14 protein-coding genes are annotated in these 14,102 nt (G+C 73.7%); 9 read left to right on the top strand and 5 right to left on the bottom strand.

Going from position 1 to position 14,102, the window contains the following annotated elements; genetic code table 11:
• Positions 1-192 precede the first annotated feature (192 nt).
• The 5 genes from ACE1OC_RS35505 (at position 193) to ACE1OC_RS35485 (ending at position 6,579) form a co-directional block, all read left to right on the top strand.
• On the top strand, positions 193-1,368 hold the full coding sequence (locus ACE1OC_RS35505) for a glycosyltransferase (RefSeq protein WP_407840436.1): 1,176 nt from the start codon (positions 193-195) through the stop codon (positions 1,366-1,368).
• Between the two features lie 257 nt (positions 1,369-1,625).
• Complete coding sequence (locus tag ACE1OC_RS35500; protein ID WP_407840435.1) at positions 1,626-2,210, top strand: DUF6643 family protein; 585 nt, start codon at positions 1,626-1,628, stop codon at positions 2,208-2,210.
• Between the two features lie 72 nt (positions 2,211-2,282).
• Positions 2,283-3,107 carry an MOSC domain-containing protein gene (locus ACE1OC_RS35495; RefSeq protein WP_407840434.1) on the top strand — a complete coding sequence of 275 codons (825 nt, stop codon included), beginning with the start codon at positions 2,283-2,285 and terminating at the stop codon, positions 3,105-3,107.
• A 271-nt stretch (positions 3,108-3,378) separates the two neighbouring features.
• Positions 3,379-3,990: a hypothetical protein gene (locus ACE1OC_RS35490; protein WP_250738933.1), complete on the top strand. Its 612-nt coding sequence runs from the start codon at positions 3,379-3,381 to the stop codon at positions 3,988-3,990.
• Positions 3,991-4,095: 105 nt separating this feature from the next.
• Positions 4,096-6,579, top strand: a complete 2,484-nt coding sequence (locus ACE1OC_RS35485; protein ID WP_407840433.1) for a right-handed parallel beta-helix repeat-containing protein — start codon at positions 4,096-4,098, stop codon at positions 6,577-6,579.
• Between the two features lie 43 nt (positions 6,580-6,622).
• On the opposite strand, the gene ACE1OC_RS35480 is transcribed toward ACE1OC_RS35485, so the two are convergent.
• The gene (locus ACE1OC_RS35480) at positions 6,623-7,135 is read right to left on the bottom strand and encodes a GNAT family N-acetyltransferase (RefSeq protein ID WP_407840432.1); all 513 of its coding nucleotides are present in this window, start codon (positions 7,133-7,135) and stop codon (positions 6,623-6,625) included.
• A gap of 114 nt (positions 7,136-7,249) precedes the next feature.
• Here ACE1OC_RS35480 and ACE1OC_RS35475 point away from each other — a divergent pair, with 114 nt between their 5' ends.
• Positions 7,250-7,741, top strand: coding sequence for an SRPBCC family protein (locus ACE1OC_RS35475; protein ID WP_407840431.1), 492 nt, complete (start codon positions 7,250-7,252; stop codon positions 7,739-7,741).
• Between the two features lie 248 nt (positions 7,742-7,989).
• On the opposite strand, the gene ACE1OC_RS35470 is transcribed toward ACE1OC_RS35475, so the two are convergent.
• Both ACE1OC_RS35470 and ACE1OC_RS35465 read right to left on the bottom strand, forming a co-directional pair.
• Positions 7,990-8,688, bottom strand: a complete 699-nt coding sequence (locus tag ACE1OC_RS35470) for a hypothetical protein (protein WP_407840430.1) — start codon at positions 8,686-8,688, stop codon at positions 7,990-7,992.
• A gap of 83 nt (positions 8,689-8,771) precedes the next feature.
• Positions 8,772-9,899: a PLP-dependent cysteine synthase family protein gene (locus ACE1OC_RS35465; RefSeq protein ID WP_407840429.1), complete on the bottom strand. Its 1,128-nt coding sequence runs from the start codon at positions 9,897-9,899 to the stop codon at positions 8,772-8,774.
• 255 nt (positions 9,900-10,154) lie between these two features.
• Here ACE1OC_RS35465 and ACE1OC_RS35460 point away from each other — a divergent pair, with 255 nt between their 5' ends.
• Positions 10,155-10,775 (top strand): ATP-binding protein, encoded by a 621-nt coding sequence (locus ACE1OC_RS35460; RefSeq protein WP_407840428.1) that lies wholly within the window; start codon positions 10,155-10,157, stop codon positions 10,773-10,775.
• Between the two features lie 45 nt (positions 10,776-10,820).
• On the opposite strand, the gene ACE1OC_RS35455 is transcribed toward ACE1OC_RS35460, so the two are convergent.
• Complete coding sequence (locus ACE1OC_RS35455) at positions 10,821-12,224, bottom strand: ROK family transcriptional regulator (RefSeq protein ID WP_407840427.1); 1,404 nt, start codon at positions 12,222-12,224, stop codon at positions 10,821-10,823.
• Between the two features lie 43 nt (positions 12,225-12,267).
• Positions 12,268-12,945 (bottom strand): alpha-ketoglutarate-dependent dioxygenase AlkB family protein, encoded by a 678-nt coding sequence (locus ACE1OC_RS35450; protein ID WP_407840426.1) that lies wholly within the window; start codon positions 12,943-12,945, stop codon positions 12,268-12,270.
• A gap of 74 nt (positions 12,946-13,019) precedes the next feature.
• Here ACE1OC_RS35450 and ACE1OC_RS35445 point away from each other — a divergent pair, with 74 nt between their 5' ends.
• Complete coding sequence (locus tag ACE1OC_RS35445; protein ID WP_407840425.1) at positions 13,020-13,775, top strand: maleylpyruvate isomerase family mycothiol-dependent enzyme; 756 nt, start codon at positions 13,020-13,022, stop codon at positions 13,773-13,775.
• 68 nt (positions 13,776-13,843) lie between these two features.
• On the top strand, positions 13,844-14,095 hold the full coding sequence (locus ACE1OC_RS35440) for a DUF6332 family protein (protein ID WP_407840424.1): 252 nt from the start codon (positions 13,844-13,846) through the stop codon (positions 14,093-14,095).
• Positions 14,096-14,102: the final 7 nt, after the last annotated feature.

Raw genomic sequence — 14,102 nt, 5'->3', positions numbered from 1 at the left:
ACGGGCCCGGCCGACCCCCCACCCGACGGCGAAGCGGTCCCGGGCGACCGCACTCCCGCCCGGGGGCTGTCGGTGCCGCCCCACCCGTGCCCCGCACCCGTGCCCCCGCACCCGTGCCCCCGCCCCGATCCGGACGGCCGAACCCCGGTGTCCCGGCACCCCCCGCGGTGCCGCTCCCGGCAGACTGCCGGGATGGGTTACCTCCTCGTCGCCGCGTGCGCCTCGCTCGCCGTCTGGCTCTGGCTCGCCCTCGGCCAAGGCATGTTCTGGCGGACCGATACGCGCCTGCCCGCCCGGCACGCCCCCGCCCGCTGGCCGTCCGTCGCGATCGTGGTCCCGGCCAGGGACGAGGCCGAGGTGCTGCCGCACAGCCTGCCCTCGCTCCTCGCACAGGACTATCCCGGCGAGGCCGAGGTCATCCTGGTCGACGACGGCAGCACGGACGGCACGGCCGGCCTCGCCCGGCGGCTCGCCGACGCGCACCCCGGCGGGCTGCCCCTGACGGTCCTCTCCCCCGGCGAGCCCGGCGCGGGCTGGACCGGCAAGCTCTGGGCGCTGCGACACGGCATCACCCACGCCCGCTCCGGCGCGGGCCCCGTCCCCGACTACCTCCTCCTCACCGACGCAGACATCGCCCACGCGCCCGACAGCCTGCGCGAGCTGGTCTGCGCCGCGACGACGGCCGACCTCGACCTGGTCTCCCAGATGGCCCGGCTGCGTGCCGTCAGTGTCTGGGAGCGGCTGATCGTTCCGGCCTTCGTGTACTTCTTCGCCCAGCTCTACCCCTTCCGGTGGATCAACCGCCCCGCCGCCCGGACCGCGGCCGCCGCCGGCGGGTGCGTCCTGCTGCGCACCGAGGCGGCCGTGCGGGCCGGGGTCCCGGAGTCGATCCGGCAGGCCGTCATCGACGACGTCTCGCTCGCCCGGGCGGTCCAGCGCACCGGCGGGCGGATCTGGCTCGGCCTCGCGGAGCGGGTGGACAGCGTGCGCCCGTACAGCTCCCTCGCGGACCTGTGGCGGATGGTCTCCCGCAGCGCCTACGCGCAACTGCGCCACCACCCCGCCCTCCTGACCGGGACGGTGGCCGGGCTGGTCCTGGTGTACCTCGTGCCGCCGGCGGCGCTGCTCGCGGGCCTCGCCTCCGGCCGGCCCGCCGTCGCCTGGGCCGGGGGCCTGGCCTGGCTGCTGATGGCCGGCACGTACCTGCCGATGCTGCGCTACTACCGCCAGCCGGCGGCCCTCGCACCGCTGCTCCCGCTCACCGCGCTGCTCTACCTCCTGATGACCGTCGACTCGGCCGTGCAGCACTACCGCGGGCGCGGAGCGGCATGGAAGGGCCGTACCTATGCCCGCCCCGGCGACGCCTGAAACCGGACTTCGTCCTTCGACTTCACGTCGTCCGAGGTCACGGGGTTGTGACGCCTCGTCAGCGCGAAGCCGGCGCCACATTCGTGCAACACCCAACCGGTGAGTACGAGTAGGAGCAAGACGGGGCGGAAGTGACCAAAACGTGCACGTGAACGTGAAGTGAAAGCTGTGGCCCTGACCTGCGAATATGCAGGTCAGGGCGGTGTTGACGGCACCTCGCTATGGACCCGGTGAAGTCGTGGGCTTAACTTAGGTCCATGACCTCCCCCCGCTCCACTTATGGCGGCGGTTACTACTCCGCGCCCTCCTTCCCGGACACCCCTATCTACGACTCCCTCGTCGCCGAACGCGGCACCCCGCAGATCGCCCCGATCCGCGTCCCCGCCGCCTACGACTCGCCGAGCGCCGGCTACTCGAGCGGTGGGTACCTCCCGGCCCTCGCGTCCGCGCTCCCCGCACTGCCGGCAGCGCTGCCGCCCGCCCGCCCGCAACAACAACCGGCCCCGGCGTACGGGTACCCGTACCAGCAGCAGGCCGCACCCCAGCAGATGCCGCACATGCAGCAGATGGCCCCGATGCCGCAGCCCATGTCGATGCCGATGCCGCTCCAGCAGGCGCCGGTGCCGTACGTTCCGCAGCAGCCGCAGCCGTTCGCGGCCCGCACGGGTTACGTTCCGCAGCCCCAGCCGCAGCAGCCCCGCCCGGTCGCCACGAGCACCGGGTACGAGGCCATGCGCCCGGCCGCGCCGCGTCCGATGCAGGCGCAGCCCGCGCCCGTCCCGGCCGCCTCGTTCGAGGACCCGTACGGACGTCCGTACCAGCCCCAGGGGCGCGGTTACTGACCGCCACGGCCGGCCGGCCCTCTTCGACGAGGTCGCCGCGGAGTCCGTGAGGACGGCTGGCAGTATTTCCCCATGGTGAATCTGCGTGTCCAGGCGCTCCACGTCCATCCCGTCAAATCGGTGGCGGGGACGGCACCCGACGAGGTGGCCGTGGAGCCCTGGGGTCTGTCCGGCGACCGCAGGTGGGCGGTGGTGGACGGGGAGGGCACGGTCATCACCCAACGCCAGCAGCCGAGGCTGGCCTTGGCACGGGCCCGTCCGCTGGGGGGCGGCGGGTTCGAGGTCTCGGCGCCGGGCATGGCGGATCTGACGGTGGAGGTCCCGCAGCGGGGTCCGCTGGAGCCGGTGATGCTCTTCGGCAAGAAGATCGAGACCGTGGCGGCGGCGCGCGCCGCGGCCGACTGGTTCACCGCGTACCTGGGCGTACCGGCACACCTGGTGCACCTGGACGACCCGGCCGTCCGCCGGCCGGTCGATCCCGCGTACGCGCTGCCCGGCGAGACCGTGAGCCTCGCCGACGGCTATCCGCTGCTGATCACCACCCTCGCCTCGCTGGACGCGCTCAACGCGCTGATCGCCCGGGGATCCCATCCCGGCGAGGGCCCCCTCCCGATGAACCGGTTCCGCCCGAACGTGGTGGTGTCCGGAGCGGAGGCGTGGGCCGAGGACGGCTGGGAGCGCGTCGCGATCGGCGACGCCGTCTTCCGCGGGGCGCGCGAGTGCGGACGCTGTGTCGTGACGACCACCGACCAGACGACGGCGATCCGCGGCAAGGAGCCGCTCCAGACCCTGGCCAGGCACCGGCGGATCGGGAAGTCGCTGGCCTTCGGCCGGCTGCTGGTGCCGGTGCGGCTGGGGACGCTGCGGGTCGGCGACGAGGTGCGCGTCCTGGCGTGAGGACGCCCGCGGCCCTACCCGGCGCCGAGAAGCCGCCGGAGGCCGAGAAGCTGCGGGAGGGGCCGGTGAGACCACCCGGAATGACACCTTCGAGCGACTCTCGCGTCCCCCTGGAACCAACCGCCACCGCCTGCCCGTTGGAACATTCGGGAGGTGAGCGCCGGATCGGGTGACACACGTCTCGCGCGTCCCGGAATGCGGGTGGCCGGGGCATGCGGGAGGCTGGGACGGCAGGCAGGCGCAGACTGGCACAAGTAGGGGGAGCCGGACCGTGCGGACAGCAATGGGAGTGTGGCGCTGGCGGCGCAATCCGCTGCGCCGCCAGACGGATCTATTCGAGGCCTGGATGGCCTTCGCGGCGCTGCTGTGCGTCCTGTTGGTGGCTCCGGCCATCGGCTGGGCCGCCGGCGTGCGGGTGGACGGCACGCTGCAGCGGGCCGCGCGCGAACAGCGGGAGGAGCGCCATCTCGTACCGGCGGTGGTGGTCCGGCCGACCCCGGATCCGCTCCTCGGTGCGGCCACCGATCCGGCGGCGCAGCGCCAGACCCCGCAGCGCACGCAGATCGTCGCGTCGTGGACGGCGCCCGACGGCAGCAACCACCAGGGGACGGTGCCGGCCGCGGAGGAGCCGCCGCATCCCGGCGACCGATTCCGGATATGGACCGATACGCACGGCCGGCTCGTCGGACAGCCCCTCGACCCCTCCTCGGCCAGTTTCCACGCGGGCGTGGCGGGGCTCGCGGCGGCCCTGGGCATCGCCGCGCTCGTCGAGACGCTTCGCCGTCTGGTCGTACGAAGGCTCATGCATCGGCGGTACATCCGGCTGGACCGCGCGTGGGCCGCGGCGGGGCCGGACTGGGGCCGGGCGGATGCGGGCAGCTGACCTGGCAACTCACCTGCCCCGCGCGCGCTACGGTGGAGCGCCGGAGCCGCAGCTCCGGCCGGCAGGCGGACTTACGGAACACGAGGGTGGGGGCACGACAGCACCATGGCTCAGGGCACGGTCCAGGTGACGCACGGCGGTTCCTCGCGGTGGCGTCGCCGCTCCGGTGATTATCCGACGCTGACCGCCGCACTGGCCGTGGCGGGCGACGGCGACGTCCTGTCCATCGCGCCGGGCACGTACCGGGAGAATCTGGTGCTGCACCACGCCGTGACCCTGCGCGGCCCCGAGGGGTCGCTGGGTTCGGTGCGGATCGCACCGCTCGACGGGGTCGCGCTGACCGTCCGCGCTTCGGCCGTCGTCCAGGACCTCCACCTGGAGGGCCAGGACCCCACGGCGCCCGCGCTCCTCGTCGAGGACGGCTCCCCCGAACTCACCGACCTGCGCGTGAGCACCCGGTCGGCGGCCGGCATCGAGGTCCGCGGGAGCGGTGCGCGGCCGCTGGTGCGGCGCTGCACGGTGGAGAATCCGGCCGGGATCGGGATCGCCGTACTGGACGGCGGCGGCGGAGTGTTCGCCGACTGCGAGGTCGTGGCCGCCGGCCAGACCGGGGTTTCGGTGCGCGGCGGTGGCCGCCCACGGCTGGAGCGCTGCCGGATCCACCACGCCACGGGCGCCGGCATCGCCGTGACCGGGGACGGCTCGGGCCTGGAGGCGCTGGGCTGCGAGGTCTACGAGATCAAGGGCGCGGGCGTGCAGATCGCCGCCCGGGCCACGGCCGTGCTCACCGACTGCGCGGTCCACCGCACCTCGGCCGACGGGGTCACCCTCGACACGGACGCCGTGCTCACGCTCGCCGGCTGCGACATCCACGACATCCCCGAGAACGCGGTGGACCTGCGCTCCCGCTCGGTGCTCACGCTCAGCCGCACCAGCGTCCGCCGTTTCGGCCGCAACGGTCTGTCCGTGTGGGATCCGGGTACCCGCGTCGTCGCCGACTCCTGCGAGATCCACGACAGCACCGGCGACTATCCGGCCGTCTGGATCAGCGACGGAGCCGGGGTCTCGCTGGACTCCTGCCGGGTGCACGACGTACCGGACGCGCTGTTCGTCCTGGACCGGGGTTCGCGCGTGGACGTCGTGGACAGCGACATCTCCCAAGTGCGCAACACCGCCGTCTCGGTGAGCGACGGGGCGACGGCCCAGCTGGACGACTGCCGGATCCGGGAGGCGGCGACGGGGGCCTGGTTCCGCGATCACGGCAGCGGCGGCACCCTCGCCAACTGCTCCATCGACTCCGTCCAGACCGGCGTGATCGTCACCAAGGGCGCGGATCCCGCGCTGGAGCGGTGCACGGTCACCTCCCCCGCCGAAGCCGGCTTCTACGTGTCCGCCGGTGGGCGCGGCACCTTCACGGCGTGCCGGGTCACGGGCAGCGCGGGCTTCGGTTTCCACGTCATCGACGGCTGCCGCACCTCCCTGCACCGCTGCCACACCGAGCGCTGTGCGCGCGGGGGCTACGAGTTCGCGGAGGACGGCCCGCTCGCCGAGGACTGCACGAGCGACGAGTCCGGACCGCGCCTCGCCGCCCGGTCCCCCTCCGGCGCGGGCGCCGGGTCCGGTGCGGGCGTGGGGGCGGATGGGGAGCGTACGGGGATCCGTACGGGGATCCGTACGGTGTCGGCGGCTCCGGGCCCCGCTGCGGTGGGCACGGCCGAGCGGGTGCCGGCCCAGCGGCCGGCCGACGAACCGGACTCCGGCACCACCGGGCAGCCCGCCGCCCGTGGTTCGGTCGAGGTGCTGGGGCACCTCGACGCGCTCGTGGGACTGGACAGCGTCAAGCGCGAGGTCCGTGCGCTCACCGACATGATCGAGGTGGGCCGGCGCCGCCAACAGGCGGGGCTCAAGGCCGCCTCGGTCCGCCGCCACCTGGTCTTCACCGGCTCCCCCGGTACCGGCAAGACCACTGTGGCCCGGTTGTACGGGGAGATCCTGGCCTCCCTCGGGGTGCTGGAGCGCGGCCACCTCGTGGAGGTGTCCCGGGTCGACCTGGTCGGCGAGCACATCGGGTCCACCGCGATCCGCACCCAGGAGGCCTTCGACCGGGCGCGCGGCGGGGTGCTGTTCATCGACGAGGCGTACGCGCTGGCGCCCGAGGATTCGGGCCGTGACTTCGGGCGCGAGGCGATCGACACCCTGGTGAAGCTGATGGAGGACCACCGGGACGCGGTGGTGGTGATCGTCGCCGGGTACACGGAGGAGATGGACCGCTTCCTCACCGTGAACCCGGGGGTGGCCTCCCGTTTCTCCCGGACCATCACCTTCGGGGACTACGGGCCCGAGGAGCTGCTGCGGATCGTGGAACAGCAGGCCGAGGAGCACGAGTACCTGCTCGGCGAGAAGACCTCCGACGCCCTGCTGACGTACTTCACCGACCTGCCCAAGGGGCCCGCCTTCGGCAACGGCCGCACCGCACGCCAGACCTTCGAGTCGATGGTCGAGCGGCACGCGGGGCGGGTCGCGCAGCTGTCGGAGCCGAGCAAGGACGATCTCACCCTGCTGTACCCGGCGGACCTCCCGGACCTGTGACCCTGACCGCGGGCCCCGCCGACCGCCGGCCCCGCACGCGCCTTCACACGTCGCGGCGCATGCACACCCGGGGCCAGCGGTCGAGCCCGTGCACGGCCTCACGGTCGCGGATGTCGCGCAGGCCGGGCCCGAGGCCGCTCTCGTCCAGGGTCCGGAATCCGCATCGGGAGTAGTACGGGGCGTTCCACGGCACGTCGGTGAAGGTCGTGAGGGTCAGCGCGGCGGCGCCCTCCGCCCGGGCCCGCTCCGCGAGGTGTTCCAGCAGGGACCGTCCGATGCGGCGGTGAGCGCAGTGCGGATGCACCGACACCTGCTCGACGTGGAGGTTCCCGTCGACCCGGTCGGCGAGGAGATAGGCCACCGGGGTGCCCGCCCCGGCGCCTTCGGCCGCGACCCAGGCCAGGCCGGCCCGCCGGTAGCCGAGGAGTTCCTCCAGCGGAAGCGGCTCGTCGTCGGCGATCTCCGGCATGCCGATGGTCCGGAAGCATTCACCGGAGGCCCGCTCGATGTCCTGCAGGAGGGACAGCTCGCCGGTGTGTGCTGCTCTGATAAGCATGTACGACATTGTCCCGCGCCGACCGACCCCACGGCGGACAACTGACGGACCGACAGCTAAGGTGACAGCCCGCCGGATGCCACCGTCCGTTCGCCGAACCGAGGGAGTGCCGCCATGGCCCGCCGACTCCGCCCCGTAGGACTGGACTTCATCGAGGTCGCCCCCACCCGCCTGGTCTTCGCCGGCCGGACCACGGCCGCTCCCGAGGACGTGTACCGGGCGCTGGCCGAGGAGGTCGAGGGCTGGCCGAGCTGGTTCCGGGCCGTCACCCTGGCCCGGCCCACGCACGGCGGCGCCGGGCGCGAGATCAAACTGGCCGGCGGGATCCGGTTCCAGGAAACGATCATGGCCGCGGATCCGGAGCGGCGCTACGCGTACCGGGTCGACACGACCAACGCCCCCGGCATACGGGCCCTGCTGGAGGAGTGGCTCCTCACCCCCTCCGGCTCCGGCACCCACGTCCAGTGGACCTTCGCCGCGGACGGCCCGACCGCCGTGCGCTTCGCCCTCACCGCGGCCCGGCCGGGGCTCGGCCACTCGTTCCGCTCGGCGGTCCGCACGCTGGACCTGCGGCTGGCGGAGCGGCGGCGGGGGGCGGACCAGTAGGACTCCTGGAGCGTCAGCGCCGCGGACTCTCCTTCGAAGTGGAACACCGCCTGGACCGGCCGCAGTTGGTCGGACCGACGGAAGTGGGGCACGCACGGGGCGCGCCCGCCCCCGAGTCCCGCTCCGGCCTGTTGCACTCGATGCCCGCCGCGGTTCCCCCCGAGGCGCGTCGTGCTCGAAGTCCGCACAGCGTAAGCAGCCGGCGCCGCCGTGCCCACGGGTTTCCCCGCCACGGGCCCGTCACCGCTTCAGACCGCGGGGTGCCGCATCGCCAGGTCCCCGTAGCCGCCCGCCGACCAGACGCGGGTCCGGAACTCCTGCAGGGTCAGGGCCCGTTCGCCCGCGAAGTGGACCGTGCCGCAACGGCCGCAGTACCAGCCGTCCGCCCAGACGCGGTCGGCGGCCACCCGGCCCGGTTCGGTCCGGCGGCGCCAGGCCCGTACGGCCCGGCCCGAGAGGGCGAGGAGGACGATGCCGACGAGCAGCAGGGCCGCACCGATCCAGACGAGATAGGTCGCGGGTGGGTCGACCGCGAAGGGGCCGCCGCCGTCGGTCCCGTAGAGGCGCGGGAACGTACTGCCGTCCTCGAACCACTTCCCCTCGATCGCACTCCAGACGAAGGCGCCGATCGAGGCGAGAATGAGCAGCACGCCGAGGCAGCCCGCGGTGCCGTTGTCCGGCTCGTCGGGAGCGACCGCGAGGGCCTTGGCCAGCGCCGAGTTCTCCTCGCGGGTCGTGACGCTGTCGTCCTCGCCGCCACCGCGCTCCACCCGCATCTTCGCCTTGGAGCGCAGGTACGCGGCGGACACGCCGAGCACCTGGTCCTCCCGGCCGCACCGGGGACAGGTCAACGGCCCTGTGCCGGCCGCGCCTTCGCCACTCGTACCGCTGCCGCTCCCGGAACCGTCGCCGCCGCTGCCGCCGCCGCTGCCCGCGTTCTCCGCCATCGCTCCCCGCCCCGCACTGCCCGCCCCGCGCCCGAAGTCAGCACAGCGTAGCCAGCGACGCCGGTCCCGGACAGGGAAACGTTTCAGCCGACGGGTTCGCTCCACACGCCGGTGGCCAGCATGGTGTCGAGCGTCCGCGCGTACGGGGTGATGTCGAGCCCCTGCTCCGCCAGCCACGCGTCGGAGTAGTACTTGTCGAGGTAGCGCTCGCCCCCGTCGCAGAGCAGGGTCACGACACTGCCCGTGCGGCCCTCCGCCACCATCTCCGAGATGATCTTCAGCGCGCTCCACACCCCGGTACCGGTGGAGCCGCCGGCCTTGCGGCCGATCACCCGCTCCAGCGCACGGCACGCGGCGACGCTCGCGGCGTCCGGGACGCGCATCATCCGGTCGATGGCACCGGGGACGAAGCTCGGCTCCATCCGGGGCCGGCCGATGCCCTCGATGCGCGAGCCGCAATCGCTCGTCGCGTGCGGGTCGTTGCGGGTCCAGCCGTCGAAGAAGCAGGAGTTCTCCGGGTCCGGGACGCAGATGCGGGTGTCGTGCTGCATGTAGTGCACGTAGCGGGCGATCGTCGCGGAGGTGCCGCCGGTGCCGGCCGTGGCCACGATCCAGGCGGGCTCGGGGTAACGCTCCAACCGCAGCTGCTGGTACATCGATTCGGCGATGTTGTTGTTGCCGCGCCAGTCCGTCGCCCGCTCCGCGTACGTGAACTGGTCCATGTAGTGGCCGCCGGTGCGGGCGGCCAGCTCGGCCGACTCCTCGTACATCTTCATCGAGTCGTCGACGAAGTGACACTCGCCGCCGTGGAACTCGATGAGCCGGCACTTCTCGGGGCTCGTCGTCCGCGGCATGACGGCGATGAACGGGACGCCGATCAGCTTGGCGAAGTACGCCTCCGAGACGGCGGTGGAACCGGACGAGGCCTCGATGACGGGGCGGCCGGGGCGGATCCAGCCGTTGCAGAGGGCGTAGAGGAACAGGGAGCGGGCGAGGCGGTGCTTGAGGGAGCCCGTCGGGTGGGTGGACTCGTCCTTGAGGTAGAGGTCGATGCCCCAGGCCTCGGGGAGCGGGAAGCGCAGCAGGTGGGTGTCGGCCGAGCGGTTCGCGTCCGCCTGAACCTTGCGGACGGCCTCTTTCAGCCACGCGCGGTAATCCGCGTCGCTGCGGTCGACGTCGATGGTCGTGGCGGTCGTCCCGGTGGTGCTCATGCGCCGTGCTCCTTCATATGTCCTGATGTCCCGATGTCCCGATGTCCCCGAGCCCTCGGCCGGCCCGGCGCCGATTCGCCTTGCTCCGTCCGCTTTCGCAATGTACCCCCCTCACCTGCACAAACGGTCACTTTGGGTATCCATGCGGATGCCTTTCGGTCGCGTTCGGTTGCACACCGGCCCACAGTGGGTGACCCTGGGGAGGCGTCACCGAGGGTGCAGCACCCGTAACACTGATGTCGGGGAGTCGCAGCCGTGATCAGTCATTCCCGCAGGCACTGCGTCGTCGAACTGCAGGCCCTGCCCTTGCGGATCGGACAGATCCGCCGAATCGTTTCAGCGCAACTGCGCCACTGGCAGCTCGATCCGCTCATAGACCGGGCTGCGCTCGGTGTGACGGAGCTGCTCAGCAACGTCCACCGCCATGCGCAGCCGGACAAGACGTGCACCGTCGAGATCGAACTCCGCCTCGGCCGGCTGACCGTCTCCGTCTACGACAGCGACCCCCGCCTCCCGATGCTCCGGCACTCCGGGACCGCCGAGGCGTCCGGGGCCGCCCGCCCCGCGGGCACATCACCGGTCGACGCCCTGGAGACCTCCGGCCGCGGGCTCGCGCTCGTGGAGGCCCTCAGCGAGGCGTGGGGGGCCCGGCAGCAGGAGGACTGCCCGGGCAAGGTGGTGTGGTTCTCCCTGCGCGCCGCCCCCGGCCCGGCCGCCCCGGAACGCCACCCGGTGCTCCTGGCCGAGCGGCCGGCGCTCCTGCCCGAGAAGAAGCCCGTACGGGGTCCCGCGCCGGCCCCGCCCGTCGCCGCACCCCCCGAGCCGGTCTCCGCCGGCCTGTCGGTGACCGCCTCGGTCGGCGCCCGGCCCGGGTAGCCTCCGGCCGCGGCAGCCGCCCGGAGGGGTCGTCGAGGCCTGAAGTCAGGCCGCCGTGCCCAGGGTCCCGAGGGGGTCGTCCAGCACCGGCTGCCACGCCAGCTCGGCGGCGCCGACCAGGCTGTTGTGGTCGAGCGTGCACGGCAGGATCGGCACGCCGCCGCTGCGGCCCCACAGGCTGCGGTCCGCGACCACCGCGCGCAGCCGCTCGGGGTCGGCGTAGAGCAGCTCGCGGTGCAGTCCGCCCAGGATGATCCGGTCCGGGTTCAGGATGTTGACCAGGCCGGCGAGGCCCAGGCCGAGCCGGTCGATGAGCTCCTCGGTGGCGGCCCGCACCCCCGGGTCCGCCGACTCCTCGCGGAGCAGGTCACGGGCCTGCTGGAGCAGGGACACCTCGGGGCCCGGGGTGCGCCCGGCGGCGGTGAGGAAGGCCAGCGGGTCGGCCTCCACGTCGAGGCAGCCGCGGCTGCCGCAGTGGCAGGCGCGCCCCTCGGGGTTCACGGTGAGGTGGCCGACCTCCAGGGCCAGGCCCGAACTCCCGCTGTGCAGACGGCCGTCCAGGACCAGCGCCCCGCCGACCCCGCGGTGCCCGGTGGCCACGCACAGCAGGTGCTGCGCGCTGCGGCCCGCGCCGTGCCGGTGCTCGGCGAGCGCGGCGAGGTTCACGTCGTTGCCGGTCAGCGCCGGGCCGTCGATGCCGGCCTCCTTCACGCAGTCGGCGAAGATGGCCCGCACGGGGGAACCGGCGGGCCAGGCCAGGTGCAGCGGGTTCAGCGCCGTGCCCTCCGGCTCCGCGACCGCCGAGGGCACCGCGAGGCCGGCGCCGATGCACCGACGGCCGGTCTGCGCGAGCAACGCGGCCCCGGCTTCGACGACCGCGCGGAGGACCTGCGCCGGGTCGGCCGACACGGGCACCCTTCCGGGAGCCGTGGCGACGATCCGGCCGCCGAGCCCGACCAGGGCGGCCCGGAACCCGTCCGAGTGCACCTGCGCGGCCAGGGCCACCGGGCCGTTCTCGTCCACGGAGAGCCGGTGCGAGGGGCGGCCCTGGGTTCCGCCGGCCCCGCCGGGGCGGGAGTCCACGCGGATCAGGCCGAGCGCCTCCAGCTCGGCGGCGACGGCTCCGGCGGTGGCGCGGGTGACACCGAGCTCCGCCGTCAGGACCGCGCGCGTCGGGGCCCGGCCGGTGTGGACGAGCTCCAGCGCCGGCCCGAGCGCGCCGCGGCCCCGCTCCAGCTTGGTCCGTGCGGAGCCGGCTGCCGCGGACGCGGAGGCCGAAGCGGAGGCCGACGCCGACGCCGAGGTCGAGGCCCTGTCGGATCCCTCGGCCGTGCCGGCCCCTTCGACCCCGCCCGTCCCTTCCGCTCTGTCCGTCCCGCCCATCCCGTCCGTCCCAGCGGACACCGTGGTCACATCCCCCACCCGCCGCGGGGCCCCGTTGCCGTTCATGACAGCGATCCTCGCATGATCGGAGGGTCGAGGACGCCGCCCGCTAGCCGAGCCCTCCGACCCGGAGCGTGATGTTCAGCCGCCCGGTCAGCCCAAGGCCCGGCGGAGCGGTGCCGGGCAGGACTTTCGGCACCCCGTGAAAGGCCCGTCGGACGGGCCCGCCGAAGACGAACAGATCCCCGCTGCGCAGCTCAACGTCCCGATACGGACGCCCGCGCGAGGCGGTGTTGCCGAAGCGGAAGAGGCAGGAATCACCCAGGCTCAACGAGACCACCGGGGCTTCCGAGCGCTCCTCGGCGTCCCGGTGCATGCCCATGCGGGAGTCGCCCTCGTAGAAGTTGACCAAGGCGATGTCGTACGCGACGCCCGGATCCGGATCCTGCCCGTACGCGGCGGCCACGGCGCTGCGTCCCAGCCGTGCGAGCCAGTCGGGCATCGCCTTGACCGGCCCGCCGTCCCCGTCGACGGCGGTGGGCGCGTATCCGTACGGGTACCAGTGCAGCCCCAGGCACACCTGCCGGGCGCTCATCGTCCCCCCGCCCGGCGTGCGCACCGTACGCAGCCCGGCGGGCGGCCGGGCCCATTCCCGGCAGGCCTCCACCAGCTCCCGTTGCCGCCCGGGCCCCAGCCAATCGGGCACGTGCACGGCCCCGGGCACGATCTCGGCCCGCTCTCGCGGGAAGAGCTCGCCGTCCGAGTGCTCCGTGTCCGGGTGCTCCACGACCTCCGCCACCTCCTCCGTGACCCCATCATCCTTCGTTGTCCGTCCCCGCGGACGGCTGCCAGACTCCTGACATGGAGATCACCGGGTACGTGCAGACCCTGGCCCGCGAGGGCGAGCAGCTCGCCGACGTCGCCGAACGGGCCGGTACGGATGCCCTGGTGCCCACCTGTCCGCAGTGGCGGGTCGCCGATCTGCTGCGCCACACGGGCTCCGTGCACCGGTGGGCCACCGGGTACGTTGCACAGGGTCTGACCGAGCGGGCGCCGTTCTCGGACGCGCCGGAGCTGGTGGGCTCCGAACTGCTGGCCTGGTTCCGCGAGGGCCACGCGACGCTGGTACGGACCCTTTCCGGGTCATCGGCCGAGGTGCACTGCTGGACCTTCCTGCCGACCGCGCCGCCTTCGCCGCTGGCCTTCTGGGCGCGGCGCCAGGCGCACGAGACCACCGTGCACCGGATGGACGCGGAAGCCGCGCTGGGCGTGCCCTTCGGGCCGGTGGACCCCGGCTTCGCGGAGGACGGGGTGGACGAGCTGCTGACCGGGTTCCACGCACGGCCGCGGAGCCGGGTCCGGACCGCGGAGCCGCGGGTGATGCGGGTACGGGCCTGCGACACGGGCGCGGTGTGGACCGTACACCTGTCTCAGGAGCCGGCGCGCACGGTACGTGGAGACGCCTACGGCACGGTCGACGCGGAGGCGGACTGCACGCTGACGGGCGAGGCCTCCTGGCTCTACTCGGCCCTGTGGAACCGGCGGCCACTCACCGGACCGGGCGTGACGGGCGACGCGGAACTGGCCCGGCTCTGGGCGGACAAGGCCGGAATCTGACCCCCTGGCATGCCGAAACGCCGGGGGCGCCCTTGTCGGGACGCGGCTCGGGCGGCGAGACTGCGCCCATGGACCGACGCAGTCAGGCCGACCGGGACGCGATCACCATCGAGATCGCGTACGCCTTCGTCAGTGGCGTTTTCGCGGCCGGACTGGTCTTCGCGGCACTGTACGCCCCCGCCCTGGCCTTCGACCTCTCCCCCACGACCGGCCGGATCCTGGCGACGGTGGGCGGCGCCCTGGCCGCGACGGTGTTCCTCCTCCGGATCACCCACGTCCTGTGGCGCTTCGCCCGCCGCCCCGAGAACGACGGCCGATAGGGCCCCG

The organism is Streptomyces stoeckheimensis, assembly GCF_045822005.1.
In the GTDB taxonomy this organism is placed as follows: Bacteria; Actinomycetota; Actinomycetes; order Streptomycetales; family Streptomycetaceae; genus Streptomyces; species Streptomyces stoeckheimensis.
The sequence above is the reverse complement of the archived record's forward strand: the minus strand, read 5'-3'. Positions and strand labels throughout refer to the sequence as shown.

What these genes read in the sequence shown, in the direction of transcription:
- ACE1OC_RS35445 (WP_407840425.1), top strand. Translation starts at nt 13,020, where the DNA reads ATGGAGATCACCGGGTACGTGCAGACCCTGGCCCGCGAGGGCGAGCAG.
- ACE1OC_RS35505 (WP_407840436.1), top strand. Translation starts at nt 193, where the DNA reads ATGGGTTACCTCCTCGTCGCCGCGTGCGCCTCGCTCGCCGTCTGGCTC.
- ACE1OC_RS35480 (WP_407840432.1), bottom strand. Translation starts at nt 7,135, where the DNA reads ATGCTTATCAGAGCAGCACACACCGGCGAGCTGTCCCTCCTGCAGGAC.
- ACE1OC_RS35440 (WP_407840424.1), top strand. Translation starts at nt 13,844, where the DNA reads ATGGACCGACGCAGTCAGGCCGACCGGGACGCGATCACCATCGAGATC.
- ACE1OC_RS35455 (WP_407840427.1), bottom strand. Translation starts at nt 12,224, where the DNA reads ATGAACGGCAACGGGGCCCCGCGGCGGGTGGGGGATGTGACCACGGTG.
- ACE1OC_RS35495 (WP_407840434.1), top strand. Translation starts at nt 2,283, where the DNA reads ATGGTGAATCTGCGTGTCCAGGCGCTCCACGTCCATCCCGTCAAATCG.
- ACE1OC_RS35485 (WP_407840433.1), top strand. Translation starts at nt 4,096, where the DNA reads ATGGCTCAGGGCACGGTCCAGGTGACGCACGGCGGTTCCTCGCGGTGG.
- ACE1OC_RS35470 (WP_407840430.1), bottom strand. Translation starts at nt 8,688, where the DNA reads ATGGCGGAGAACGCGGGCAGCGGCGGCGGCAGCGGCGGCGACGGTTCC.
- ACE1OC_RS35500 (WP_407840435.1), top strand. Translation starts at nt 1,626, where the DNA reads ATGACCTCCCCCCGCTCCACTTATGGCGGCGGTTACTACTCCGCGCCC.
- ACE1OC_RS35475 (WP_407840431.1), top strand. Translation starts at nt 7,250, where the DNA reads ATGGCCCGCCGACTCCGCCCCGTAGGACTGGACTTCATCGAGGTCGCC.
- ACE1OC_RS35465 (WP_407840429.1), bottom strand. Translation starts at nt 9,899, where the DNA reads ATGAGCACCACCGGGACGACCGCCACGACCATCGACGTCGACCGCAGC.